This is a genomic window from Arthrobacter sp. Leaf141, from assembly GCF_001424565.1.
Lineage (GTDB): Bacteria > Actinomycetota > Actinomycetes > Actinomycetales > Micrococcaceae > Arthrobacter.
On sequence record NZ_LMOL01000002.1, the window covers coordinates 135,204 to 160,452 of the forward strand.

22 protein-coding genes, 1 pseudogene and 2 riboswitches are annotated in these 25,249 nt (G+C 65.0%); of the genes and pseudogenes, 13 read left to right on the top strand and 10 right to left on the bottom strand.

The genetic code is table 11. From position 1 onward, the window contains the following. The first annotated feature begins 2 nt into the window (after positions 1-2). Positions 3-599, top strand: coding sequence for a GNAT family N-acetyltransferase (locus tag ASF72_RS00865; RefSeq protein ID WP_056595683.1), 597 nt, complete (start codon positions 3-5; stop codon positions 597-599). Here the strand turns inward: ASF72_RS00865 and opgC are convergent. Next, entirely contained in the window at positions 586-2,973 is a 2,388-nt protein-coding gene (gene opgC / locus ASF72_RS00870) for an OpgC domain-containing protein (protein ID WP_056595846.1), read from the bottom strand. The two genes, ASF72_RS00865 and opgC, sit on opposite strands and share 14 nt — an antisense overlap. A 247-nt stretch (positions 2,974-3,220) precedes the next feature. Next, positions 3,221-3,335, top strand: a riboswitch (SAM riboswitch). Between the two features lie 13 nt (positions 3,336-3,348). Between opgC and ASF72_RS00875 the strand changes: the two genes are divergently transcribed. The 3 genes from ASF72_RS00875 to ASF72_RS00885 are packed head-to-tail and all read left to right on the top strand — an operon-like array spanning position 3,349 to position 5,222. Beyond that, on the top strand, positions 3,349-3,606 hold the full coding sequence (locus tag ASF72_RS00875) for a DUF1737 domain-containing protein (RefSeq protein WP_050686296.1): 258 nt from the start codon (positions 3,349-3,351) through the stop codon (positions 3,604-3,606). Beyond that, positions 3,603-4,013, top strand: a complete 411-nt coding sequence (locus tag ASF72_RS00880) for a rhodanese-like domain-containing protein (protein ID WP_050686294.1) — start codon at positions 3,603-3,605, stop codon at positions 4,011-4,013. Before ASF72_RS00875 ends, ASF72_RS00880 begins: the two co-directional genes overlap by 4 nt. Then, a complete protein-coding gene (locus ASF72_RS00885; protein ID WP_056595684.1) occupies positions 4,014-5,222 on the top strand; it encodes an O-succinylhomoserine sulfhydrylase in 1,209 nt (402 codons plus the stop codon). Here ASF72_RS00885 and ASF72_RS00890 read toward each other — a convergent pair. Continuing rightward, positions 5,209-6,135 carry a LysR family transcriptional regulator ArgP gene (locus ASF72_RS00890; protein ID WP_056595687.1) on the bottom strand — a complete coding sequence of 309 codons (927 nt, stop codon included), beginning with the start codon at positions 6,133-6,135 and terminating at the stop codon, positions 5,209-5,211. The genes ASF72_RS00885 and ASF72_RS00890 overlap by 14 nt on opposite strands. 69 nt (positions 6,136-6,204) lie before the next feature. On the opposite strand from ASF72_RS00890, the gene ASF72_RS00895 reads away from it, so the two are divergent. Then, positions 6,205-6,828 carry a LysE/ArgO family amino acid transporter gene (locus ASF72_RS00895; protein ID WP_200933600.1) on the top strand — a complete coding sequence of 208 codons (624 nt, stop codon included), beginning with the start codon at positions 6,205-6,207 and terminating at the stop codon, positions 6,826-6,828. A gap of 8 nt (positions 6,829-6,836) precedes the next feature. Here the strand turns inward: ASF72_RS00895 and ASF72_RS00900 are convergent, their stop codons facing one another. Further along, positions 6,837-8,009 (bottom strand): glutamate--cysteine ligase 2, encoded by a 1,173-nt coding sequence (locus ASF72_RS00900; RefSeq protein ID WP_056595693.1) that lies wholly within the window; start codon positions 8,007-8,009, stop codon positions 6,837-6,839. A 210-nt stretch (positions 8,010-8,219) separates the two neighbouring features. Between ASF72_RS00900 and ASF72_RS00905 the strand changes: the two genes are divergently transcribed. Then, positions 8,220-9,041: an endonuclease domain-containing protein gene (locus tag ASF72_RS00905; RefSeq protein ID WP_056595696.1), complete on the top strand. Its 822-nt coding sequence runs from the start codon at positions 8,220-8,222 to the stop codon at positions 9,039-9,041. Between the two features lie 96 nt (positions 9,042-9,137). Here the strand turns inward: ASF72_RS00905 and ASF72_RS00910 are convergent, their stop codons facing one another. From ASF72_RS00910 to ASF72_RS00930, 5 genes are all read right to left on the bottom strand, one after another. Continuing rightward, on the bottom strand, positions 9,138-10,661 hold the full coding sequence (locus ASF72_RS00910) for a UDP-N-acetylglucosamine 1-carboxyvinyltransferase (protein ID WP_050686286.1): 1,524 nt from the start codon (positions 10,659-10,661) through the stop codon (positions 9,138-9,140). Positions 10,662-10,767: 106 nt separating this feature from the next. Further along, positions 10,768-12,069: an ABC transporter substrate-binding protein gene (locus ASF72_RS00915; protein WP_056595699.1), complete on the bottom strand. Its 1,302-nt coding sequence runs from the start codon at positions 12,067-12,069 to the stop codon at positions 10,768-10,770. An 88-nt stretch (positions 12,070-12,157) separates the two neighbouring features. Further along, positions 12,158-12,958 carry an energy-coupling factor transporter transmembrane component T family protein gene (locus ASF72_RS00920; protein WP_056595702.1) on the bottom strand — a complete coding sequence of 267 codons (801 nt, stop codon included), beginning with the start codon at positions 12,956-12,958 and terminating at the stop codon, positions 12,158-12,160. Beyond that, positions 12,955-14,502 carry an ABC transporter ATP-binding protein gene (locus tag ASF72_RS00925; protein WP_056595705.1) on the bottom strand — a complete coding sequence of 516 codons (1,548 nt, stop codon included), beginning with the start codon at positions 14,500-14,502 and terminating at the stop codon, positions 12,955-12,957. The genes ASF72_RS00920 and ASF72_RS00925 overlap by 4 nt, the downstream gene beginning before the upstream one ends. Continuing rightward, the gene (locus tag ASF72_RS00930) at positions 14,502-15,125 is read right to left on the bottom strand and encodes an ECF transporter S component (protein ID WP_050686280.1); all 624 of its coding nucleotides are present in this window, start codon (positions 15,123-15,125) and stop codon (positions 14,502-14,504) included. The genes ASF72_RS00925 and ASF72_RS00930 overlap by 1 nt, the downstream gene beginning before the upstream one ends. A gap of 68 nt (positions 15,126-15,193) precedes the next feature. After that, positions 15,194-15,335: riboswitch (TPP riboswitch) on the bottom strand. Between the two features lie 72 nt (positions 15,336-15,407). Here ASF72_RS00930 and ASF72_RS00935 point away from each other — a divergent pair. Further along, positions 15,408-15,950, top strand: a complete 543-nt coding sequence (locus ASF72_RS00935) for a heme-degrading domain-containing protein (protein WP_056595708.1) — start codon at positions 15,408-15,410, stop codon at positions 15,948-15,950. A 19-nt stretch (positions 15,951-15,969) separates the two neighbouring features. On the opposite strand, the gene ASF72_RS00940 is transcribed toward ASF72_RS00935, so the two are convergent. After that, positions 15,970-16,779, bottom strand: coding sequence for a response regulator transcription factor (locus tag ASF72_RS00940; protein ID WP_327019582.1), 810 nt, complete (start codon positions 16,777-16,779; stop codon positions 15,970-15,972). Positions 16,780-17,658: 879 nt separating this feature from the next. On the opposite strand from ASF72_RS00940, the gene ASF72_RS00945 reads away from it, so the two are divergent. The 4 genes from ASF72_RS00945 (at position 17,659) to galE (ending at position 22,978) form a co-directional block, all read left to right on the top strand. Continuing rightward, complete coding sequence (locus ASF72_RS00945; protein WP_235504627.1) at positions 17,659-19,107, top strand: hypothetical protein; 1,449 nt, start codon at positions 17,659-17,661, stop codon at positions 19,105-19,107. A 76-nt stretch (positions 19,108-19,183) separates the two neighbouring features. Then, positions 19,184-20,875: a GT4 family glycosyltransferase PelF gene (gene pelF, locus ASF72_RS00950; RefSeq protein ID WP_082483885.1), complete on the top strand. Its 1,692-nt coding sequence runs from the start codon at positions 19,184-19,186 to the stop codon at positions 20,873-20,875. Beyond that, positions 20,872-21,954, top strand: a complete 1,083-nt coding sequence (locus tag ASF72_RS00955; protein WP_056595850.1) for a putative glycoside hydrolase — start codon at positions 20,872-20,874, stop codon at positions 21,952-21,954. Before pelF ends, ASF72_RS00955 begins: the two co-directional genes overlap by 4 nt. Then, on the top strand, positions 21,950-22,978 hold the full coding sequence (gene galE / locus ASF72_RS00960; protein ID WP_056595853.1) for a UDP-glucose 4-epimerase GalE: 1,029 nt from the start codon (positions 21,950-21,952) through the stop codon (positions 22,976-22,978). Before ASF72_RS00955 ends, galE begins: the two co-directional genes overlap by 5 nt. 21 nt (positions 22,979-22,999) lie before the next feature. On the opposite strand, the gene ASF72_RS00965 is transcribed toward galE, so the two are convergent. Further along, entirely contained in the window at positions 23,000-24,448 is a 1,449-nt protein-coding gene (locus tag ASF72_RS00965) for a DUF4832 domain-containing protein (protein ID WP_235504628.1), read from the bottom strand. Between the two features lie 202 nt (positions 24,449-24,650). On the opposite strand from ASF72_RS00965, the gene ASF72_RS00970 reads away from it, so the two are divergent. Together ASF72_RS00970 and ASF72_RS21240 are read left to right on the top strand one after the other, a co-directional pair. Continuing rightward, the gene (locus ASF72_RS00970; protein WP_082483888.1) at positions 24,651-25,097 is read left to right on the top strand and encodes an Hpt domain-containing protein; all 447 of its coding nucleotides are present in this window, start codon (positions 24,651-24,653) and stop codon (positions 25,095-25,097) included. Beyond that, positions 25,055-25,249 (top strand): annotated as a pseudogene (locus tag ASF72_RS21240) (hypothetical protein); the annotation flags it as partial. The gene ASF72_RS00970 and the pseudogene ASF72_RS21240, both read left to right, overlap by 43 nt.

The following is a 25,249-nucleotide window of genomic DNA, read 5'->3' on the forward strand; positions in this document are numbered from 1 at the left end:
CAATGACTGGGATTGCTCCCGGCGTCGGGATCCGGCTGCTTGCTGCCACCGACGCCGGGGCAATGTCAGCTGCCTATCTCCGCAACCGGGGGCACCTCGCACCCTGGGAACCGGAACGGCTCGACCCGTTCTTCACTGCCTCCCACCAGCTGGACATCATCCACGCCAAACGGGCGCACCTGTCCGCGGGAACCGAGGTGCCGTGGGTCCTGGTCGACACCGACCAGCCGGGCTCAGAACTTCACGGGGACCGGATAGTCGGCGCCATCACCCTGACAGGGATCGTCCGGGGGCCGTTCCTGAGCGCCAATCTCGGGTACTGGGTGGACCGCGACCTCACCGGCCGGGGCATTGCCACGGCCGGTGTGCGTTACACGCTCGGTTATGCCGGCGCGGAACTGGGACTGCACCGCGTCCAGGCCGCCACGCTGGTCCACAATGCAGCATCCCGTCGCATCCTGGACCGCACCGGATTCCAGGAGATCGGGCTGGCTCCCAACTACCTCAAGATCGCGGGCAAATGGCAGGACCATCTGCTGCATCAGGTAATTCTGCCCCAGGCGGTCAGCGGCCTGCGGACCGGGCCTACGTGGGAATGATCCGGTAAAGGAACTTGGTCCTGACCATGACCCACAGCAGCCCCAGGAGCACGGCGTAGGCCGCTGTATTCAGCAGGACGTTCTCCTGCAGCAGGGCCGGAATGTTGGCCACCACGGCAATCAGCACCACATGCATGATGAACACATACAGGGTTGCCTGGCCCAACGGAATCAGGAACCACCCCAGTGTCCGCTGCACCGGCTTCCAATACGCCGTCAGGAACGCGTAGGCCGCCACCACCAGGACCAGCACGTTCAGCAGCCTGCCGGGTGCCAGGTAGGTGCGGCCGAAAAACAGGTCGTACATGATGCGGTAGGTGGCGTCCGGGATCACGGCGAGCCGGACGTCGAAGCCATTGGCCAGGTACGGGTTGCCCCAGGACAGGAACGCGAAGACAACGGCCAGGACGGTACAGGCAGCCACCACCCAAACCCGGGCCGAGAACCAGGCAATGATGCGGTGCCGGTGGTACCCCGCCACCAGCCCGATCACAAACAACACCTGCCATACCAGCAGGGGGAATGAATCCTCGAACTGCGAGGGGAGCAGCCGGAAACGGGTGGTTGCGCCGGCGGCGTAGGCAGCAATCGATGCACCCAGCACATACAGCCCTTTGCCCCGGCCCAGCGCGGCAAGGATCAGGGGGCTGGCGAGCAGCAGCACCACGTAGAGGCCCATCACGTTGAACTGCCACGGCCCGAACTGCAGCAGCAGGATCGCGGGCAGGATCCCCGGCGGTACGGGGAACTGCAGCAGGGAGCCCATGCCGGCGTAAAGGTCGTAGGTGCGGCCCGCACCGCCATGGCCGGCTCCACCCGTTCCCTGGTCCACGAACGTGGTCAGCACCTCGGAACGGAAAACCGGCAGCAGCGAAAGCAGGAAGACACCGATCAGCACCACAAGTGCCGTCACGTACAGCTTGCCTGCGCGGCGCGACGTCAACTCCAGCACGCGGCCGAAGTCGTCCTTGACGCGCGGCCCGTAGACCATGCCCACCACCAGGCCGGAGAACAGGACAAACAATTCGGCTCCCGAGACGAATCCCACCGCTTCCTGGGTAAAAAGCTGGAAGAGGGATGTCATGCCCAGGTGGTTGACCACAACAAAGACGATCGCCATGCCGCGCAGCAGATCCACGCGGGAGTCACGCTTGGACGGATCCGCATAGGCCCAGGAGGAAGCGTTGTTGATCCGTCCGGGAATCTGCCACAGCGCGGCAAGGAGGATCAGCAAAGCCGCTCCAACACTCCACGCGGCAACGCCGGACAACGTGTTGGGATGCGAATAACTGCCGTCCGTGGACACCTCCGTCACCGGCCCGGTCACCACAGGGGATTTTTTGAGCCGCTCCGAGGCAGCTGCAGCAATGTCCGGTTTCCCCGTCAGCAGCCAGTTAATGCTGGCGACCCCGGTGTCCCTGGTGCTGGTCCGCTCATCCCACACAACGGCGGCGGTCCGGGCGAATTCCGCCGACGTCATGGTGCCCACTACCTGGTCCCACCAGTTCACTTTGATGTCGGACTCTGCGGCACCTCCCGACGCCGGGCTGTAGAAGGCGGCGGTCTGGAGCAGGAACGGCTTGTCCTTGCCGGCTGCATACGTGCCGTAGAAGTCCTCACCGCCGGCCGATGTCAGCATTTCCCGCAACTCACCAGCGCGGGGCAGGGAGTTGACGGCGGCCCCGCCCGAGGTGTCGTCATGGTAGGCACTCAGGCCCACCCAATCAACGGAATCATCGCCCGGATAATACGGCCCGTAAGGGCTGTCGGCACCGTTCCAACTGCCGTCCCCGTTGCTGTCCAGCAGGCTGAACCCGTCGCTTCCGGGACCGGGGGCTGCCCTGCTCCGCTCGAACGGGTAGTCCTTGCCAAGGAAAGGGGCCCACACCATCAGGGCGCCGCCGTCGGACGCCCGGAATTTGCCGGCGAGCGTCCGGAACGCCTCCCGGTACGCTGCCGGTTGCTGGCCCCACTCCACCCAGCTGGAATTCATGTCGGGGGCGAACCGGATCAGGAGCTTGCCCTTGAACCCGCCGGCGAGCGTGCGCACCTCCGCCGCGAAGGCGGCAGCAGAGCCTGAATCCACCTGGTCCAGCGGGACGGTGGGCCGGACGGTGAGCATGGCATGCGCGCCCTGGGCGGACGCCTGGTACAGGAAGCCCTTGAGGTCGTTACGCTCCGCATCCCGGTACGGAAAGTCAATGTCGTGACCCAGGACTGCGGGCCGTGCACCCAGCCGGTCCGCGAAACCTGCGGCGGTATCTTCGCCCCATTCCAGGACGGCGCCAAGGAGGGGCCCGCGGTCGTCCGGAACCGGCGCAGCAGCGTGTGCCGCCCCGGCCGGCAGCCCGATGGCCAGCACTGTCATCATCATCGCTGCCAGCAGGGCAGCACAGGCGCGGAAAATCCGGGTGCCGGGCACGGCAGTGCCGCCACTCCGCGCGGCTGATCGATTGCTGATGGGAACCCCCCGGTCTGAAGCCAGCTGTCGGGGCGGCGCCCCCATGCAAACCTTATCGGTCCGGCCGCCGCGCCAGGACCCCGTGCCCGGCGCGGCTCGGTTACGGAACATGACGACGGCGGCCGTGCGGCACCGGGCAGCAAGTGTTACGTTTTTGGGGAGTAATGAGTACCGGCACTAAGCCCTGACTGGCCGGTCGGCAACCCTCCCTTCCGCGGCGGGGTGCCTCAGGTGAATACTCGGCATATCGACCATTCGAGCTGCAAGCGTGAGAGAAGGAGATCCGTCGTGTCCGACGCACCTGCCCCTGAAGAGAGACTGTCCTACCGCCTCATCAGCGGCCCGGACAACCGCGAGTTCTGCGAGCGGATCTCGGCCGCACTGGCGGAGGGCTACGTGCTGCACGGAAGCCCCGCCGCCACGTACAACGGCGGAGGTGTGATTGTGGCCCAGGCAGTTGTCCTGCCGGCCGCCATCGCCACGGCCGACGCCGCCGTGGCAACCGCAGTGGACAGCCTCGAATTCGACGGCGAGGGGCACGCATGAGCTACGCCGGAGACCTGACCCCGCAGGAGGCATGGGCCAAGCTGGAGCAGGGCGCCATCCTGGTGGACGTCCGGACCGAAGCTGAATGGGCCCATATCGGCATTCCTGACACCAAGGCCACGGACAACGATCCCTTGTTTATTCAGTGGACCTTCCCTGGCGGCGTCCCGAACCCCGCCTTCATCAGCGACCTCAGCCAGCAGGCTCCGGAGGATTCAGCCGCGGAACTGCTGTTCCTGTGCCGTTCCGGGCAGCGCTCCATCGCGGCTGCCACCGCGGCGACGCAGGCCGGTTTCACCTCATACAACGTGCTGGAGGGCTTCGAGGGCGAGCCTGACCGGTATGGCGAACGGACCGTCAACGGCTGGAAGAACCGCGGCCTGCCTACCAACCTGGGAACCAACTAAATGGCTTTTAATGACGACGCTGCCGGTTGGAACGCCGATACGCAGGCGGTCCGCGGTGGCCTGGACCGCACCAACTTCCAGGAGACCAGCGAGGCGCTGTTCCTGAACTCAGGGTTTGTCTATGAATCCGCTGCCGCCGCCGAGCGGGCGTTCACCGGCGAGGACCAGCGTTTTGTCTACTCCCGCTACGGCAACCCCTCGGTAGCCACTTTTCAGGAGCGGCTGCGGCTGCTGGAGGGCACCGAAGCGTGCTTCGCCACGGCCTCCGGAATGTCAGCGGTCTTTACCGCCCTGGGCGCCCTCCTCGCTGCCGGCGACCGCGTGGTTGCCGCCCGGTCGCTGTTCGGTTCCTGCTTTGTGATCCTGAACGAGATCCTGCCGCGGTGGGGCGTGGAAACGGTGTTTGTTGACGGGCCGGACCTGGACCAGTGGCGCGAAGCCCTGTCCCAGCCCACCACTGCCGTGTTTTTCGAGTCGCCGTCCAACCCCATGCAGGAGATTGTGGACATCGCCGCCGTCAGCGACCTGGCCCACGCTGCCGGCGCAACAGTCGTCGTCGACAATGTATTTGCCACTCCCCTGCTCCAGCGGTGCGGCCAGTTCGGCGCCGACGTTATTGTCTACTCCGGCACCAAGCACATCGACGGCCAGGGCCGCGTCCTGGGCGGGGCGATCCTGGGCACCAGGGAGTTCATTGACGGTCCCGTGAAGCAGCTCATGCGCCACACCGGGCCTTCGCTTTCCCCGTTTAACGCCTGGGTCCTCAACAAGGGACTGGAGACGATGGCACTGCGGGTCAACCACTCGTCGGCCACGGCCCTGCGGTTGGCCGAGTGGCTGGAGCAGCAGCCGGCGGTCAGCTGGGTGAAATACCCGCTGCTTAGATCGCACCCCCAGTACGGGCTTGCCGCGAAGCAGATGAAGGCAGGCGGCACCGTCCTTACGCTGGACCTGGGTTCGGCTCCCGGGCGGTCGGCCAAGGACGCCGCCTTTGCCCTGCTGGACGGCCTGCGCATCATCGATATCTCAAACAACCTGGGTGACTCAAAGTCCCTCATCACCCATCCTGCCACCACCACGCACCGGGCCATGGGGCCGGAAGGCCGCGCAGCGATCGGGCTGGGCGACGGTGTGGTGCGGCTGTCCGTGGGGCTCGAGGACGCCGATGACCTGATCGGCGACCTGGAGCAAGCGCTCAAGCAGATCTGACGGAACCCGGTCCCGGGGCGGGCTGCCGGAGCTCGTGGGCAGCCGTCGCCCGGACGGCCGCCGTGAGCTGGTTCAGCACCGGCGAGTCAATTTTCCAGCGCTGCCAGTAGAGGGCCACGTCCACCGGGTGCCCGGGCGCGAGTTCCACCAGCTCGCCGCTGCCAAGCCACGGCAGGCATTCCGCTTCGGGCAGCAGTCCCCAGCCCATCCCCAGCCGGATGGCCTGGGCAAACTCTGCCGATGACGGGACGTAGTGCCGCGGGGCACCGAGGGCCGTCCCGGTCATCCTGCGGAAGAACCCACCCTGAAGGTCGTCCTTCCGGTCGAAGTCCACCACCGGGGCGGTGCTGCCCGCAACGAGCTCCGGCCCGCCGGGCAACCAGTGCCGGACGTACCCGGGACTGGCTACGGCACGGTATCTCAGCGCCCCGAGTGGCTCGACGCTGCAGCCTTGAACCGGTTCCGGGTTCGCTGTGACGGCGGCGATCACCGCTCCCGTCCGGAGGAATTGCGTGGAATGCTGCTCGTCCTCGCGGCGCAGCTCAAAGGTGACACCCGGCTCCGGGGGGAGGCTTGCCAGCGCCGCCATGAACCAGGTGGCAAGCGAATCGGCATTCACCACCAGCGGGATGGGCGTGCTGGGGCTACCGGCGGCGCCACCGAGTTCGCGTTGCGCGTCCCCTTCCAGTTGCCGGAGCTGGCGGGCGTAGCGCAGCACGGCCTCGCCCGCCGTGGTGGGGCGGGCCGGGTTGGTTCGCTGCAGCAGGATCTGGCCGGCTGCGTCCTCCATCGCCTTGAGCCGCTGCGACACCGCAGACGGCGTGACGTGCAGGGTGCGAGCGGCAGCCTCCAGCGTCCCCTCATCCAGCACTGCGGCAAAGGTCTTCAACTGGTCGAGCTGGAACTTCTTCATTAGCTCAGCTTAGTAGTCCTAATTATCTTTAGCTGGAGTAATTTCGAGCCCAACCGTAGCTTTGGCTTTATGGACATACTTGTTGGGTTTGGCGCGGCGATGCTTGGTTGCGGCACAGGGCTGGCGCTGATTGTCGCCATCGGCAGCCAGAATGCCTTTGTGCTCCGGCAAGGCATCCGGGGCGAGCACGTGGCCGCCGTTGTCATCGTCTGCAGCGTCTCCGACGCGCTGCTGATTGCCGGGGGCATCGCGGGCCTCGGTGTCCTGATCCAAACCAGCCCGGTGGTGGTGGACGTGGCCCGTTATGCCGGGGCCGCGTTCCTGGTCACCTACGGTGTGCTGGCTGCCCGGCGCGCCATCCGACCAGGGGTGCTGACGGCGTCAGGTTCCCGGAAGGCACTCAGCGCCGGTGCCGCCCTGTCCACAGTGCTGGCCCTGACCTGGCTCAACCCGCACGTCTACCTGGACACGGTGCTGCTGCTCGGGTCGGTGGCCAACCAGCAGGAGCAGGACCTGCGCTGGTGGTTCGGTGCGGGGGCGATCGCCGCCAGCGGAGCCTGGTTCAGCGCCTTGGGCTTCGGCGCCCGCGTCCTGCGTCCGTTCTTTGCCCGGCCATCGTCGTGGCGCTTCCTCGACGGCCTCATCGCCCTGGTGATGCTCACGCTCGGCCTGCGCCTGGCGGCGGGTCTCTGACAGGTGCTTCAGGACTGGCGTACGCGGAGCAGTTCCGGCGTCCCCGCCACGTCAGCCAGCCCTGAAGTGCCGTGCATCGTGACGCCCACGGCATGGATGACCACGGCCCCCAGCCCGCCGTCGTCGGCCGCTGCTTCCTGCACCCGGCGCTGCTCAGCCGAGCCGGTGCCGCGCGCAATGATGTCCTCCGTACCCTGCCGGGCCAGGGCCAGTTCGCCCTGTTCCTGCAGGACCGGTGCCAGGTAGTCCACCAGGGACCGCACCACCATGACGGCGGGAGCAGGGCGGAAGGTCCCAAAATCGAGGAGTTCCCCGCGCAGCCCGCTGCTGCTGGCCTGCCAGGCCGCCATCCGGAGCAGCACCGTGGGCACCGGGACAGGGTCAATGCCGTCCCGCCACTCCCTGCTGGCCGTTTCCACCAGGGCCCGCACCAGCACCGCAATCAGCGCAGCATCCTCTGCGCGGAGGCAGACGTCCGCCACCCGCACCTCAACCGTGGGGTGGTTCCGGGACAGCCTGGCATCAAAATACAGCATGCCTTCATCCAGCATCACACCGCTGTCCAGCAGCCGGGTCACCACCCGCCGGTAGGCAGGGTACGTCCCGTAAATGCCGGCCGGGCCGGAAGTCGGCCAGCGGTTCCAAGCCTGCGTGCGGTAGCTTTCGAACCCGGTGGGCATCCCGTTCCAGAAGGGCGAATTGGCACTCAGCGCCGTGAGGACAGCCAGTTTGTCCCTGATCCGGTCCAGGACGGCGATGCCTTCCTCCGGCGAGGCCACGAAGCTGTGGACATGGAAGCCGCAGGTCAGCTGCTCCTGCGCGGTGAGGCCGAACCGCTCCTGCATCAACGCGTACCGCGGGTCAGGAGTGGTGTGGGTGGTTGAGGCCAGCGGGGACGTGGCCAGCGCAGCCACCCGGGCGTTGTTCCTGCGGGCGGCCTGGTCTGCCAGCAGCCGCCCGGCCTTGATCTGCGGGAGCAGCCCGGCGTGGTCGCCGCACGGACGGGTTTGGGTCTCGATCTGCTCCAGCTTGAGTTCGGCACTGAGCCCCATGCCCTGGCCGGCCGGCGAATCATCGGCGGCCAGGTGCCGGCCGGAGAGCAGCGCATCCGCGAGCGCCAGCGGTTCGCCCGACTCCGGGTCAACGATCAGGAGCTCTTCCTCAACGCCGAATGTTCGCATGCTTACATTGTGCGGCACTTCCCTGCCGGTAACCGGTTCCGGATTGCGGCGGATTCTGCCCAATCAATGCGGTGGGCGGGCGCGGCGTGCGGGCCAGTGGGCGGCGGGGCCCGGGTTTGTCGTGGTTGAGTGGGCAGAACCCGCCGCCCGTTCTCCACATAGGGCACGACGGCGGTGCCCAACCGGCCCAAAAGATGGCTGGCTCGTTCCATGGACCCCCTGGACTACCTGAAATCCGTCGGCGGCGTGGCACGGGTTGGCCTGCTCCGCCGCCAAGGCTACTCGGAGCGCGCGGTGCGGAATCTCGCCACAGCCGGAGCAGCCCAGCCGCGCAAGGGTGTCTGGGCCTTGCCGGACGCCGATCCCGCTTTCCTGCAGGCAATCGTCAGCGATTCGTTGTTGACCTGCGCTTCCGGGGCCATCCGGTACGGGCTGTGGATCAAGGACAGGCCGGTCCGGCTCCATCTGGCGGCCAAACACCGGCGCGGAACGCATCGCCCCAGGCACGGCGGGCTGCGTTTCGAGCCGCATCACCAACTGCCCATCGCCGGCATCGAGGACATTGTGATCCACGCCCTGACCTGCCTGCCGGAAGTCGATGCGATAGCGATCGCCCAGTCCGCAATGCGCTTCCAGGGTGTGTCCCGGGCTGCGCTGGAAGCCCAGCTGGGCGCCAGGTACTACGGTGTGGCCCGGCGGCGCCTGGCAAAGGCGGACGGCTTGTCCGAATCCGTGCCGGAGATCAGTGCCAAGCTGTTGTTCGACGCGGCGGGGCTTGAGTTCCGCCGACAGGTCCAAGTACCCGGAGTGGGGCGGGTGGACTTTATGCTTGGGGGCTGGCTCATCGTGGAAGTCAACGGCTACCAGTTCCACAGCTCGCGGGACGCCTGGCGCAAGGACATGGCCCGCCTGAACGCCGCGCAGGCCCTGGGTTACGCAACCCTCAGCTTCGCGCCCGAGCAGGTCTGGAACGCCCCCGATGTGGTGCTCCGGGACATCCGGGCTGTGCTGCGGCGGGGCCGTCCTGCCTGATTCTGCACCATCATCCGCCGCGGGCCGGGCCGGAAGCCCGGACTGGCGGGGCCCACCCGGGCCTGGGCGCGGATGATCGTGCAGAATCCGCCGGAACTAGTCCTGGAAGTACTCCACCTTGGCCCCGATGGTGTTCAAGCGCTCCGCGAGGTCCTCGTAGCCGCGCTCAATCACGTAGATGTTCCGCAGCTCGGACACTCCCCGGGCGGCAAGCATGGCCAGCAGCAGGCACGCGGCCGGGCGCAGGGCGGGCGGGCAGCCGACCTCTGCTGCGCGCCACTTGGTGGGCCCGTTGACGTAGATCCGGTGCGGATCCAGGAGCTGCACCTGGGCGCCCAGCCGGTTCAGCTCCGTGAGGTAGATGGCCCGGTTTTCGTAGACCCAGTCGTGGATCATGGTCTGGCCGTGGGCGTTGGCGGCGATCACGGCGAAAAAGGGCAGGTTGTCGATGTTCAGGCCGGGGAACGGCATCGGGTGGATCTTGTCCTCAGGGGCGCGCAGCGCGGAAGGCTTGGTGGTTACGTCCACCAGCCTGGTCCGTCCGTTGCGGGCCACGTATTCGCCGGAAATCTCCAGCTGCTGGCCCATCTGGCCCAGGGTGGCAAGCTCGATCTCCATAAACTCGATGGGAACCCGGCGGACCGTCACCTCGGAGTTGGTCACGATGCCTGCGGTAATAAGGCTCATCGCCTCGATGGGGTCCTCGGAGGGGAAGTACTCGATGTCGGCATCGATGTGCGGCCGGCCAACGATCCGAAGCGTGGTGGTGCCGACGCCCTCGATGCTGACGCCGAGCATCTGCAGGTAGAAGCAGAGGTCCTGGACCATGTAGTTGGGGCTGGCGTTGCGGATCACGGTGGTGCCTTCGCGGTGGGCAGCGGCCATGATGGCGTTCTCCGTGACCGTGTCCCCGCGCTCGCTCAGCACAAAGGAGCGGTCGCGGGTATCGGCGGATGGCGCCTGGACGCTGTAGAAGCCTGCCGTGGCCTCCACCGACAGACCGTACTGACGCAGAGCCTGCATGTGCGGTTCAACGGTCCGTGTGCCCAGGTCGCAGCCGCCGGCATAGGGCAGCCGGTACTCGGCGGTCTCGTCCAGAAGCGGCCCCAGCAGCATAATGACGCTGCGGGTCCGGCGGGCGGCGTCAACGTCCATTGCAGCCAGGTCCAGCACGGCGGGGCGGCGGAGGCGCAGGTCAGTGGCGTTCAGCCAGGTGCACTCAACACCAATGCTGCTGAGCACCTCAACGATGCGGTTGACCTCCTCGATCCGGGCAAGCCGGCGGAGGACGGTGGTCCCCCGGTTGATGAGGCTGGCGCACAGCAGGGCAACGCCGGCGTTTTTGCTGCTGTTGACGTCCACCGAGCCGGACAGGGTGCGGCCGCCTTCAACACGAAGGTGCGTCATCCGCGGTTTACCAACGTTAACGATGCTGCGGTCGAAGATGGTTTCCAGGCGCTGGATCATCTTCAGGCTCAGGTTCTGCTTGCCCTGCTCCATCCGGGCCACTGCGCTTTGGCTGGTGCCAAGCTCGGAAGCCAGCTGTCCCTGGGTCCAGCCCTTCTCGCTCCTGGCGTTCCTCAACATGGCGGCAACGTGTTCGGTAGTCTCCTGGCTCATGCCGCGAATATATCATGAATGAGTTACGGCGTGCCGCTTGGGCCACCCAAGGGCCCAGCGGCGCGCCGTATACCCGTTACGTGCGATACCAGGCAATCGCTGGCACCTATTTCCCGATGGCAGCCTTGCTCTCGCTCAGCCACTGGCCTGCCGCCTTTTCGGGTGTCAGCCGCTCGAAAAGCACCTCGGTGTTGATACGTGCCGTAATTTCAGCCACGGCCGTGGAGCCGGTGGGTCCGATGAAGGTGGGGGCAAAATCCTGCTTTCCGATCTCGTCCACGTAGGCCGCCTCGGCCTTGCCCTGGGGGGTCAACAGGTCACCGATGGCGGTACGCATGTCGGCATTGCTGGGCACACCACGGTCACTTTGGACCACCCGCGCCGATTCCTCATTGTTGACCAGGAAATCGATCAGCTTGGCCGCCGCCTCCGTATGCTTGCTCCGCGCCGAGACCGTGTAGAACTGGGAGGACTGCAGCCAGATGCCGTGGGTGGGGATTTCGCCGGGCAGCTTAAGCAGCTCCAGCGGGGCACCGGAGGCCTTGCTCAGGGCCGTCAGCGAGTTTGACCAGGTCAGCATCATGGCGGCCTGGCCGGTCCCCATCAGGGTCTGCTCGGTACTGACGTTGAGCTTTTCCACCGTTTCGGACGCACCGGGCGCGGCCCCCGATTGGCTCAGTTCCAGGGAGTAGTCGAAGTAGTCCCGGACCGTGCCCTCCTCGAGGCCCAGCGCGCCGTCCTTGGTGTACAGCGATTGGCCGCGCTGCCGTGCGAAGGCGTCCAGCGAGTCGTGGGTCAGGACAGTGGCAGTCCCGTAGGTGCCCTTGGGGCTTTTGGCGGTCACGCCTGCGGCAATCCGGGCGAAATCCTCCCAGGTCCACGTCCCGTCGTCGGGCATGGGGACGCCGGCGGCCTCGAAGACGGCCGGGTTGGCCACGATGGCCAGCGCGTTGGCGCCGGTGGAGATGCCGTACTGCTTGCCATCCACCTGCCCGTTCTGCAGGGCGCCCTGGTCGATGCCGGACAGGTCCAGGGCGTCGCCCACCGTGGACAGGTCAAGCAGGGCCCCGCGGTTGGCGTACTCGGCGGGGTAGGCGCCGCCCATGGTGATCACATCCGGGGCGTCATTGGCCGCGACCTGGGTGGCGAGCTTGTCGAAGTAGCCCGAAATGTCGCCGTACTCGGGCTTGACCTTGATATCGGGGTTTTGTGCTTCGAAGGCGGCGATGGCCTTGCTGGTCAGGTCCGCGCGGGTGGCGTTTCCCCACCAGGCGAACCGGATCTCCTGCTGCCCTGAGCCTGATTCGCCGGACGAATCATTGGAGCAGGCAACGGTGAAGCCCAAAAGGCTTAGGGCTGTTGCCACTGCAATGATCTTCCGGGTTCCACGGATGTTTTTACGCGCCATTGGGTATCCACCTTTGTCGAGAAACCGATTTCCCGAAACTATCAGTGTGTTTCGGGAAGATCAATGGTTTTGCCAACAGGATAAGGACCTATTGCCCCAGCCACACCATGTTCCACGTTCCGGCCGACACGGCAGCAGTGACGGCAAGGCCGGAGATCAGGGCACCACCGGCAACCACCCACACATCGAGCGCGCTAAAGGTGGACTCACGGGCCCAGGTCCGTTCGCCGCCGCCGAAACCCCTCGCTTCCATGGTCACGGCGAGCCTGGAGGCCCGCCGGATCGCCTGCACCAGGAGGCCGAAGCTTTGTCCCAGCGTGGCCTTGATCCGCTGGCCCACGCTGCCGCGCGAACCCACGCCGCGGGCCCGGCGCGCCATCCCGATGGTCTGCCATTCCTCCGCCATCAGCCCCACCAGCCGCATTGCCGCGAGCGTCCCCAGGACAAACCGGTGCGGCAGCCGGGCCTTCTGGGCCAGCGCGTCGGCCAGGTCAGTGGGATCGGTACAGCTCATCAGCAGCACAGCGGGAAGGGCGATGGCCAGGCCGCGGAGCAGGAATCCGGCGCCGGTTTCCAGCGAACCCTCGCTCATGGTCCAGATCCCGACGTCGATCAGCGTCCTTCCGCTGTCCGCTGCCAGGATGGAGGTACTCCAGCCGCCGACGGCCGCCGCCAGGATCAACGGCCAGCCACGCTGCCACAGCAGCGTCAGCGTGAGCCCCGCCAGGGGGAACAGCAGCAGTTCGCAGGCGAGCGCAACGGACGCGGAAACCCAGTCGATGGACAGCGCCAGAACCAGCGTGACCAGGAAAACGGCGGCAAATTTGCTCAGCGGGTTGGCGCGGGTCAGCACGGCGGTTCCGCCGGAAAGGTTCAGCTCCTGCCTCATGGCGCCACCCGCTCCGGAGCTGACAGTCGCAGCTCGGCCCCGCCCAGGGCGGCGGTGAATTCGGCATCATGCGTCACCGAGACCACAGCGGTGCCGGTGTCCAGGAGTTCGGTGAGGAACGATGCCAGCTCGGCCCAGGTGTTGGCGTCCTGCCCGAACGTGGGCTCGTCCAGGATCAGGACCCTGGGACTCGCGGCCAGGACGGTGGCCACGGAAAGCCGCCGCTTCTCGCCACCCGAGAGCGTGTAGGGATTCGCGCCCACCAAACCGGTCAGCCGCAGCCTTTCCAGCAGCTCATCCACCCGTTCCGCGCCATGGCCCAAGTGCCTGGGACCGAACTGCAGTTCGTCCAGCACCCGGCCGGTGACGAACTGGTGTTCAGGCTCCTGGAACACCGTGCCGATCCGCTCGATCAACTGCTCGGCCTTCCAGCGGTAGGGATCCGGGCCGGCACCCTGGCCCAGCCGTGGCTCCGCCCCGACGGTCCCGGCAACCGGAGCCAGTAATCCGCCCAGCGTCAGGGCGAAGGTGGATTTTCCGGCACCGTTGGGACCCGTGATGGCCAGCGCCTGCCCGGAAATTACCTGCGCGGCGATCCCTTCCTGGACGGGAACCGGCGGAATTTTGCGGAACCTGCTGCGGCGGGGCCGTTCACGGGACACCGCCAGATTGTCCGCGGCCAGGAGCAGGTCGCCGTCGGCCGGGGATGCCGCCGTGCGGTGGCGCGTGGCGGGGACATACCCCGGGACCCAGACACCGGCGGTTTTCAGCATCTCCCTGGCGCCTTCCAGCACGGTATCCGGTGGCCCGTCCAGGAGCACGGCCGGGTCCGACGCTGATCCCGGTTGGAGCACCACAATCCGGTCCACCAGGTCCTTCCACACGCCCACGCGGTGCTCCACCACCACCAGGGTGGCCCCCGTTTTGTCGAGGCACCTGGCCACGGCGTCGCGGACCTCCAGCACCCCGGCCGGGTCCAGGTTCGCCGTTGGCTCATCCAGCAGGATCAGGCCGGGCCGCATGGCAAGGATTCCCGCCAGCGCCAGGCGCTGCTTCTGCCCGCCGGAGAGGGCCGACGTCGGGTGGTCCAGCGAAAGGTGGGAAAGCCCGACGTCGGCCAGCGCCTCGTGCACGCGGGTCCAGATGTCGTCGCGGGGCACCGCAAGGTTTTCGGCGCCGAAAGCAACGTCGTCGCCCACCCGGGAAAGGACCACCTGCGTTTCCGGGTCCTGCTGCATCAGGCCGGCGCGCCCGCGCCGGGACCTGGGCGGGGCGCCGTCCACCAGCAGCGAACCGGACTCGTCCGACTCCGCCGCTTCGCCGTCGTCGTCCGCATCCCCCAGCACCCCTGCGAGGGCGTGAAGCAGCGTGGACTTACCGGCTCCGGAGGGGCCCAAAAGGAGGACCCGCTCGCCGGGCCGGATATCCAGGTCAAGGGCGTGGACGGCGGGCCTGGTACGGCCGGCATGGCGCCAGCCCCACCCGTGGGCACTGACCGCTGCGGGCCGGACCGCCGGGCTGCCGTGCTGGGAAGGTGCAGGCATCAGGAGAAGGCAGGCTCCGATGCGGCCTTCCGGGAGGCGAAGGAAGCCAGCACGCCGGTCCTGGCCAGGCCGCGGGTGGCGATCCAGGAGAGGGCGCCGGCGATGACTGCGCCGGAGATGGCGGTGAAGACGATGTAGGCGAGTTTGTCGCCGCCCGAATAGGCAATGTTCCAGCCCCACGGCGCGAACGAATCGTTCAGGCCGCAGAAGAGTCCGGCACCCGCGCCGGCCAGCAGGGAGACAGGAAGGTTGAACTTCCGGTAGACGAAGATGGCGAAAATGATCTCGGCGCCCAGGCCCTGGACGAACCCGGAAAACAGCACCGACGCGCCGTACTGCGAGCCCATAAACAGCTCACCCGTCGCGGCGATGGTTTCGCAGAAAAGTGCGGCACCTGGTTTCCGGATGATCAGCATGCCCAGGACGGCCGGGATCATCCAGCCGCCGGCCAGGAGGCCGGTCAGGGGCGGATAGACGGCGTTCATCGGCGCGGAAACGGCCGCGGCACCCTGGGACCAGGCCCAGAAAATGATGCCGCCGGCAATCGCGATCAGGGCTGCGACGACGATGTCCACGACGCGCCAGGACCTGCTGGTGGTCTTCTTGATTGCTGCAGTGCTCATGGTGGTCCTCCTGGGTAACAGGAGGGGAAAGTGGACACGGGTGGCGGTTGCTGCCGCCATTTTCCGCGCACTTCGAGAACTCGACTCCCTTGCGCCGGTACTAACCGGATCAGGTTCGAGGGTCTGCGGCTGTCCGCACTCTCAGCGCCCACCTGCGGATCCTGGCAAATGCCAGTGATGCCCGACGGCTGCGCTCCCCTGTCGTTGAATGTTTCAGTGGTTGGTTAAAGCTGCCCTGTTGGGCCTGCCCAGTTTACACCTGGGCGGGGTAGATTGTGGGCCATGACCGCCAATTCACCGCTTGTGACCGACTTCGATCCGGACTCCGCCGATGCCCAGCCTGAGGGTTCGCTGGACGCCTTCATTGCCAGGATCGAAGCCGAGACCAGGGAACTGCAGTTTCCCGGCTTTTCGCTGGATGACGCCCTGAACCTCGGGTTGCTGTTGGTGGAGCTGGGAAAGGAGCGGAGCCTGCCCATTGCCATTGATATTTCCAGGAGTGAGCAGGTGCTCTTCCACGTGGCGCTTCCCGGCGCCACTCCGGACAACGAGCAGTGGATCCGGGCGAAGAAGGCCACAGCGGCCCGCTACGAGGTGCCGTCCCTGCTGGTCGGCCTTCGGGGCCGGCGGAACGGCGGCCGGATCGAGGACAACGCCTGGTTCGACCAGTCCCGCTACGCAGCCCACGGCGGGTCTTTCCCCTTGTACGTGGCCGGCGTCGGGTCCGTCGCCACTGTCACGGTATCCGGCCTCCCGCAGGTCCAGGACCACAACCTGGTGGTCGAAGCCCTGCGCGAAATCCTCACCCCGGCCCAGGGCAGCTGAAAAGCAGCGGGTTCAGCATTCAGTCCTGTTGCCTGCCCTGCCGGCGCGGCACCGGCGGCGTGAGGCGGTAGCCCACACCGTGCACCGTCTCCACCCACCGCGGCTTCCTGGGGTTTTCCCCGAGACGTTTACGGAGGTTGCTGACGTGGACCTCCACCGCGCGTTCCTCCGTGGCGCCCACAAAGGAGCCGTCGTAGCTGTCATGGCGAAGGTAGCGCACCAGGTCGGCCTTCGCCTGGATGGTCCGCCGTTTTTTCATCAGCACCAGGAGGATGTCGAACTGGCTCCGCGTCAGGGCGACGGGTACGCCGTCCACGGCAGCCTGCCGGGTTCCCTCGTGCAAAGCCAGGCCCTTGTGGACGTAGTCGAAACTGTCATACGTCGCCTCCCGCGTGGACGTCCCGTCGCCGGAACCGGCAGTGGCGCCCCCTTGGCTGCTGCCCGACCCACCCGGGCTGGAGGCCCGCGGCCTGCGGAGCATCGCCTTGATACGGGCCCGAAGTTCCCGGGCGCGGAAGGGTTTGACGATGTAATCGTCAGCGCCCGCCTCAAAGCCAAGCAACGCATCCGCCTCGTCTGCACGCCCGCTGATGATCACCACGTAAGCGTCACTGAAGGTCCTGATGCGCCGGGACGCTTCAAGCCCGTCAAAGTCCGGCAGGCCGATGTCGAGGGTCACGATGTCAGGGTTGTGCGTCCGTACCTGGTCCAGTCCTTCAGCACCCGATGACGCCTGGTGCACGGCGAACCCTGCCTGCCGGAAAATCGCAGCAAGCGCAGCTCTTACGTCGTTGTCGTCTTCGATCACTACTGCTACACCGCGCTCCACAACTGCTTCCTTCCATGTAGTAACTGCCCCGCACGCACAGCCGGCCCTGACTTTATGCATTACCAGTGGATTCGGCACCGCCAACCCCGCGGATGGCTCAGTGGGGTATTCAGGTAAACACCAGCCTTGGCGTCAGGCCCCTTTCTGATGCGGACTCCTGGGGTGTCTTCAATGGTATTCTCCGTCAATTTCCAGGCCCGGCAGGGTGCCGGCATTTGATACGGACAAAAGTTTACGGCGTGCGATCCGCATCACATTACCCAGGTTGTGAATGGGGTCGACGATAATGCGCGTTGGTCATTTGTGAACAGCGTCACAGCGCGGCAAAACAGCAGGCCATCAGCTGCTGACGTGGGCGCACAGATCCTCAGCAACGGGCCTTGGATAATACTGAGGAATTCCTGAGAATCTTTTCGAGCATTGATCAGATCTTGATCTTTCTCAAAGTAGTTTCTGAGGAGTGGTTGATTGAATGTTTCTTGTTGGCTGAACCGGACGCAATGGTTTACCAACAGAGACCGCTGGGTTGGGTCATTCCAGCGGCGCCGCGAAGAAACCAAGTAGTGCATTGGAAAAAAATAGAGTACTGCCTACTCGGGTTTTTCCGCGAAGTTTTGCGTGGAATTAGATTTGTAGATTTCCGGCCTCCAAGTGGGGCCGGTACCAGCCGGAGTCGACGGCGGAAGCCTGCCTCTGAGACCGGGCCGGCCCCCCAGTCCGCCGTCGACTCCCCTTCTCCTGCCCGAACCGACCCAAACACCAACACGAGTGCCCATCGCGCCTGCCGCGCCTCAATCGCTGACGAGAGAGCCCGGTGGGCTTTTCCATGCCTGCAGTTCGAGGGCAGGGGCTTGATCCAGAGGAAAGAACCAGATCATCTTGAAGTCCTTATTTCACGATTCCTACACCCGCCAGATGTCGTTGATCGTTGTGGTGGGACTGGCGCTGTCCGCACTTGTGCCCGCAACCGTGCAGCTTTTTCCCGGCTCAGCCGGTTTTCCCGTTCTTGCCGCAGCAGCGGTCCCGTTCCTGCTGGCTCTCGCCCTGATCATCAAGCCAGGCATTGCCGGTCCCAACAGCGGGGCAGTTGCCTCGACTGAAAGGTTGGGCTCTGCGCTCCTGCTGTACCTTTCACCCGTTCTTTTGCTCAACGTTGTCTACCCGTTGGTCAGCCCCACAATGGCTGCCGTTGACGTGGATGGGGTACCCCTGACGCTGGTGGTGCTGGCATCCTCCATCACGGTGCCGTGGATGGCCCAGGCGGCATGCCTTCCCATCTACCGGGTCCTCGGCGATCTGATGGCCGAGCGGAACCTTGAGGCCATCACCCGGAAATTCTGCCGTTACTGGCCCATGATGTTCGTCCAGTCACTGCCGCTGGTTGCCGTCTTCGCCGTTCCCATGTGGTTGGCCTCAGGGTGGTCCGCCACCGTGATGCTCGACTATGTGGTGCTCTGCGTCCTGCATCTTCTCTTTGTGCAGTCCCTGGTACTGGCCAACGTGGCAAACCGCCGGGGCCTGTGGGCAGCGGCGTGGTCCGGTTACGCCGCCGCGCTTTTTATCGCCCCCACAGTGTGGTGGCTTCCGCCCCTGGTGGGCACGGCAACGCAGCTCCTGGCCATGCGCTCCGGCCTGCGGCACCTGGGGTTTACCCAGCGGCTCGGCATGCGGGTGTTCGGTCTCGACCTTGTCCGCGGACTCCTCATGGGAGCAGTTCTTTGGGCTGACAAGTTTGCACTCTTCCTGGTCACCAAAGGCGACTTCAACGTCGTCGCCGTGTTCGCAGCGATGCTGCCCGCTGTCGTCGCCTACAACTACTACTTCGTCCACCTTGCGCCCGGCGTGGACAGGGCCCTCAACGGCCTGCACCGGGACATTGCGGAGGCTCCCATCAGCGCTTTGAAGGGGAGCTCGCGCCGGTTGAGCCGTGTGGTTGACCGCTCCGTGTTGCTCACGGGTGCCATCGCAGCGCTGCTGGCACTGTCAGTGTCCCTGGTGATGTCCGGGGTTGATCCGCAGCAGTCCCTGCTGGCGGTGACCGCCACCCTGGCTTCCTGGGCCTTTATGGTCCTGACACTGCTCAGCTACGAACTGGACTTCATCGGCGAGAAGACCACCCCCCAGATCATTGGAGCCGTTCACTTGGCGGTCTGCGTCCTTGCCTTCGCCGCCGGCGGACTGCTTGGCCCACTCACCGGTGCAGCCGGCGGCTACCTGCTGTTGGGCGCTGTGGACTTTGTCCTCATCGGCATCGCCTGGACGCTCTACAAGCGTCACTGGAGCCAACCGGAATACACGCTTTTCTGGCGCCACGCCACTACCTGGTAACCAGCCCATCACCCGGCAAGGACCCGCTTTACCCAGCAACGCCACGACTGACTTCCAAAATGCTAAGGGGAACACCATGTACTCGATCGCGAGAAGCGGCAAGAAGAAGCCACGGACCTTGTCTCCGGCGGCGGCCATCGAGCCGGCAACAGCCGCCAAGCCCGTTTATGAGGACGTGGATGTTGCCATCGTGATGGAGTCCACCTATCCCTTCCTCAAAGGCGGAGTCTCCGCCGTGGTTCACGACATCGTGACCCACAACCCCGATCTCAGCTACGGCATCATCCACATCACGTGGGACTCGGACGCGCCGCTGACGGACCTCTACGGCATGCCGTCGAACGTCCGGTGGGTACGCACCGTGTTCCTCAGCATGGATGAGCACCGGCAGGACTTCCAGGGCGTCTCATCGAGGGATTTGGGAATGACGGCACCGGAGCGCGAAGCGCTCTCGCACAGGTTCTTTGATGCCCTGTACGCACTTTCGGAACACGGCGACGTCGAGGGCCTGTGGGAGCTGATTGACGAGGGGATGAACGAACGCACCCGGCAGTACCCCCTCTGGGCCCTTCTCGGTTCCAGGGAGTTTATGCAGACCCTGCAGGATCGTATGCCCCAGTTGAACCTGTCACTGGCAAACTCCTTCTGGACCCTGCGCAACTTCTTTTCCCTGGCCTACGCGGTGCTGGGCGAAACAATGCCCCGGGCCAGTGTCTACCACGCCCATACCACCGGCTACGCCTCGCTGCTCGGCGCAGCTGCGGCAAGGGACCACAACACGTCATTCCTGCTGACCGAGCACAACCTCTACGTCCGCGACACGGTCAACACCCTGCTGGACCGGAACATGGCTTTGTCCATCACGGCGGAGGATTACCGGACTTTCGACGTGACCGCAGAGCAGCGCGCGTGGATGGCGTGGTGGACCGAGATGGGCCGTTTCTGCTACCCCAGCGCACGACTCATCACGTACCTTTACCCGAGTGCCATCACCGAAGCTGCCCGGCTCGGCGCCGACATGGACAAGTCGGTGGTTGTGCCAAACGGCATGGTCATTGCCGAGTTCGACGAGAAGTTCCGGGCGCGTCAGGACGCACTGGCGAAGATGGAAGCGGAAGGCCCCGACTACGTTTGGCACCTTGTCTATATCGCCCGCGTTGTGCCCATCAAGGGACTGCTGGATCTGCTGTCCAGCATGGAGATCCTGCGCGACCGCGGGTATCCAAACCTGCACCTGGACGTTCTGGGGCCAACCGAACACGTGCCGGAGTACTACGAGGCCTGCCTCGCGAAGATTGATGCCCTGGGACTCAACGACCACGTCACCGTCCACGGCACTGTCCACGTTCGGGACATGCTGGACCAGTTCGACCTCCTGGTCCTCCCCAGCTACAACGAGGGACAGCCCATTGTCATTCTTGAGGCCATGGCGGCGGGAATTCCTACCGTCGGCTCCGATGTGGGCGGCGTCGCACAGCAGATCTCCGACAACCTCACCACCGCGGACGGACGGGTCATCGGTCCCTGCGGCGAAACGGTCACGCCCGGCGACGTGCAACAGATGGCCGACGGCATCCAGGCCGTCATCGGCAACCTGGCCAACTACGCCTCATACGCGGCAAATGCCCGCACCCGCGTCCAGGAGCTGTTCCAGATGCACGAGGTTATGTCCTCCTACAACCAGATTTACCGCGCCCTCGGCGACCTCCCGGTCATCGGGGAAGCGGCCCCGGTCCGGGGCGAAGAGCTGGCTCCGGTGGAACTGTGAGCGGCGTGGGCGCGTGGATCCGCTACGGTGATCCCATCCCTGCGGACCAGGTAGCCTTCGCGGCAAAGCACTATCGCGCAGCCATCCTCCAACCCTGGGAGACGGACGCCGCGGCAGAGCTCAAGCGGCTCCGGCCGGACATGACGGTCCTTTGTTATAAGTGCCTCTCATCCACCCGTGACTACGAACCCGGGCCGGTCTACAGTTCGGGCGTTGCGTACAACGAAGCCGAGGAGGAGGGCGGGGCGTGGTTCGCTACCCGGCTGGATGGCACCCGCATCGAGTGGAACGGGTACGGCGGGCACTGGCAGATGAACGTACGCGACGCCGGGTACCGTGCGCGCTGGGTTCAAAACGTCACCGCAGAACTCCTGGAGTCGCCGTTCGACGGAGTGATGGCTGACAACGATGTTTTTGAGGACTACTACCAGCTGAACCTGCCCATTCAGTCAGCTTCCTCGATGGCGGATCTTCGGGACGGGCTCGATCACCTTGTCCACGCAGCGGGCCAATCCCTGAACAGCATCGGGAAAATCCTGGTGCCCAACATCGCCGAGTCGCGCCGGGTGCCGGGCAGGTGGGCTTCCCACGCCGCGTACGGCGGCGGGTTCGAAGAAGTCTGGCTTGGCTACGGCGCCCGGGACCTTTTTGACCCGGTGACGGCAGAGGCACAGCTCCCGCAGGCTGATGGCCCAGGCCTGTCAATTCTGCGCGTCCCTACAAACGGCGATGACAACCACCCGAATTTCACATACGGGCTGGCAGCATTCTGGATTTTCGGCCGCGGCCAAGGCTCCTTCACTGCGACAGCACACGATGACTACAGCCGGACCCAACACATCCCCGAGCTGGACTGGTCCCTTGGCGCACCCCGGGAGAAACCGAAAGGCCGCCAGCATGTCTGGTCGCGTGAATTCAACGGCGGGTGGGCTGCAGTGAACTTCAACAAGGATGGCCGCCGGAAACGCCGGATCAGCGTTCCCCCGGGACTGGCGGACGCCGCAGGTAATCCTGCCCCGACGTCTCTGGTTCTGCCCGCGCAACGCGGGGTTATCTACCAGCGGGGGCAGAGCCATTAACATCCTCATCACCGGCGGTTGCGGATACATCGGTTCGCACACCATCCTTCATCTGCTCGAGGCCGGTCACAACATCACTGTCATCGACAACCTCAGCAACTCCCTCTCTGAATCCCTGCTCCGGGTACAGAAAATTACGGGCCGGGACATCTCTTTCGTTGAAGGGGACATCGCGGACAAGTCCTGCCTTCAGGATATTTTCGCCCGCGCCGATATTGGTGCCGTCATCCACTTCGCAGGCTTCAAGGCCGTCGGGGAATCCGTCAGCCAACCACTGCGCTATTACGGTAACAACGTCAGCGGGACACTGAACCTCCTGGAGGCCATGGACGCTCACGGCGTCCGCCGCCTTGTCTTCAGCTCCTCGGCCACTGTCTACGGTGCCAACCCGGATATGCCGCTCAGGGAGGACTTTCCGCTGCGCGCGACCAACCCGTATGGCAGGACCAAGCAGCATATCGAAGACATCCTCACGGATCTCCAGGCCGCCGATCCCCGGTGGCGGATTGCGCTCCTGCGCTACTTCAATCCAGTGGGCGCCCACCCCTCCGGGCTGATCGGTGAGGACCCACAGGGGCCGCCGAACAACCTGTTTCCGTACGTGACGCAGGTGGCAGTGGGCCGCAGGGACAAAGTGAGTGTTTTCGGCAGCGACTACCCCACCCCCGATGGGACCGGCATCAGGGATTACATCCACGTTATGGACTTGGCATCAGGCCACGCAGCAGCACTGGACTACCTCGCAAGGCACGAGGGACTGCATACCTGGAACCTCGGCACCGGTGAAGGCTACTCCGTCCTGGAAGTAATCAAAGCGTTTGAAGCCGCATCCGGTACCACCATTCCCTACGCCTTGGTGGACCGCAGGCCGGGAGACGCGCCAGTGAGTCTTGCCGATCCGTCGAAGGCCGACCTCGAGCTGGGGTGGACGGCGTCGCTGACCCTTGACCGCATGTGTACCGATGCCTGGCGGTGGCAGCAGGGAAACCCGGACGGATACAGGGCACCAAACGTGGCACCGTGACCCGGACGCTGCCCGGCCTGCTCACGGCGCCGGGAGGTACTTGCGTCCCAGCGTGAGCCAACCAGCCAGGGTTTTGTCCTGGGATGCGTTGGCGAACCGTAGCGGGACGCCCTTCGCAAGCGGGTTGACCGGCCTCATCAGCAGCGTGTAATACCCCGGCGGCACACCGCCGACAGTTGTTTTCCACTGCGCCGGAGTTCCCGGCTTCACCCCGGAGAGCTTCCATGAGGTGGTCCATGTCCGAACTATCTTCCCACCCGGATCGGCCGCAGCAACCTGGATCGGCCAGTCGTAATAGAAAGGTGCAACCCCAGCATTGTTAACCTTCACAGTGAGATCGCTCTGCCCGCTGACGGCTCCCCGGGTCAGTGCGAAAGCTGTCGCTTGGAACCGGTAACCCAGCGACTGGGAGGCAGCTTTTGCGTTCGCCAGGGTCTGACCGGTGTATCCCGGACTGAAGGCACGGTGGTTAAGCAGCCACGAGGCATGGGTGGCTGCGACGCTTCCGGAAAAGTCATTGTCCGCGCCGGACTCGATGACGGGGCAGCGCATCGGCGTTTCAAAGATGCAGTCCTGGATCTCCACCCGCAGTTCCCCGCCCACGGGTTGCGTGAGCCACTTGCCCGTCGTCCCGGATTGACGCAGTTTGTCCACAAAGTGCCAACCAATTCCCGGCAAGGTCTGCACGGCAAAAGAATCATCGTGATAGCCGACATTCAGGCTTTTGTTGGCTGCGTCGGGGTACCTGACCTGAAGCTTCGTTTTCCTGAACGCTTTGGTGTAGCTCGCGAGCACGCGACCCTGGGTGGCCGTTGATGCAAACCAGTTCTCCGGAGAGCCCCAACCGTCATGGGGGAAGGTGTGCCATTCACCCCAGAAGCCCAGAAGGCCCATCTGGATGAAACCGATTCGTGGATCACCGTCATAACGGGCCCCAAAGGCTGCAACGAATCCCTCAAGTGCCGACACGAGGCGCGGATCCTCATAATCCGGGGAGACGCTCACGCCACGGTTTTGATGGTCTGCGTAGCGGTGGGTGGACAGCCCGGACTGCAGCAGATATGCGGGGATGCCGGTGGCCTTACCCGGGTAGTCAAGATAAAAACGAAAAACCGCCTGGTGGCCGCGTCCCGCAATGGCGTTCAACTGGGTTTCCAGGCTTGCCCAATTAAACGTACCGGGTCCGGTAACAACCGCATTAACGGGAAGGTAGAACCATTCCATGGAGTGAGGCATCGAACTGTAAGCACCGGCGAACGGGACAAAACCAGCCAAGGGACTGCTCGCCGGTGCCGGCCCCGCGGCCAGGGGAACCCAATCGCCGGACGTGGCCGCTGCCTCAGCAGCAGGCACCGTTGAGGCTGATGGCACCACCAACAGCATAAACGCGACCAAACCAGAGACGACGGCGCCAACAGAGAGCCGCCGTCGAGGCAGCTTCAGCCAACGCTGGTTTTTCTGAGTATTCAATTGCACTTCCCCTGACAGACGGCGCACAGCACCGACGAGACCGAGCGGCGCGGAGCGCCTATGAGACCAGGACCTGCGGACGCCACCACCCAAGCGGCGTTTCACACTCACTTCGGACTGATCCTAGGGCAATTCCGGGGATCTTCACCCAAGTACAGCCAACAGAAATTGCGGGAGCCGCAAATGACCAAGAGAAGGACATATGATTCACAGCTCCACCCGGCATGATGAACGGCCGGACGAATCGATCAACGGACGCCGGCCCCCTGATTCCAGTGATATTCCGCCGTTACTGGACCGGCCCGTTCTTGACCAGTTCACGGAGGAACTTGAGGAACTTGCCTACACGAAGGCTTTCTTTGATTCCTTCATCGATTTAATGCCGCACCGCATCGAAAGACTTCGCTTGGCCCTGGTGGCGGGAAGCTTCGAACGTGCGCTCGATGCGGTGTTGAGCCTGAAATCATCAAGCCAGATGATCGGCGCCCGCCGGCTGGCCGGCCTGGCCGCAGCACTTGAGTCCGGCATCCGCGACGAAACCACTTCCTCGAATGCTGCAATGCTCCTTCCGCGGTATGCTGCCGGGTTCATCAACGACATCACACAATGCGGCGACCTGACCTGCCGCAGCCTCCGCGCCCACTGCTGACACATCCCACAACAGAAGAGAAAACACACATGACTGCATCACAAACCATCACCAAGGCCGTTATTCCTGCTGCCGGATTGGGGACCCGTTTCCTGCCCGCCACCAAGGCAATGCCGAAGGAAATGCTGCCGGTTGTTGACCGGCCGGCCATC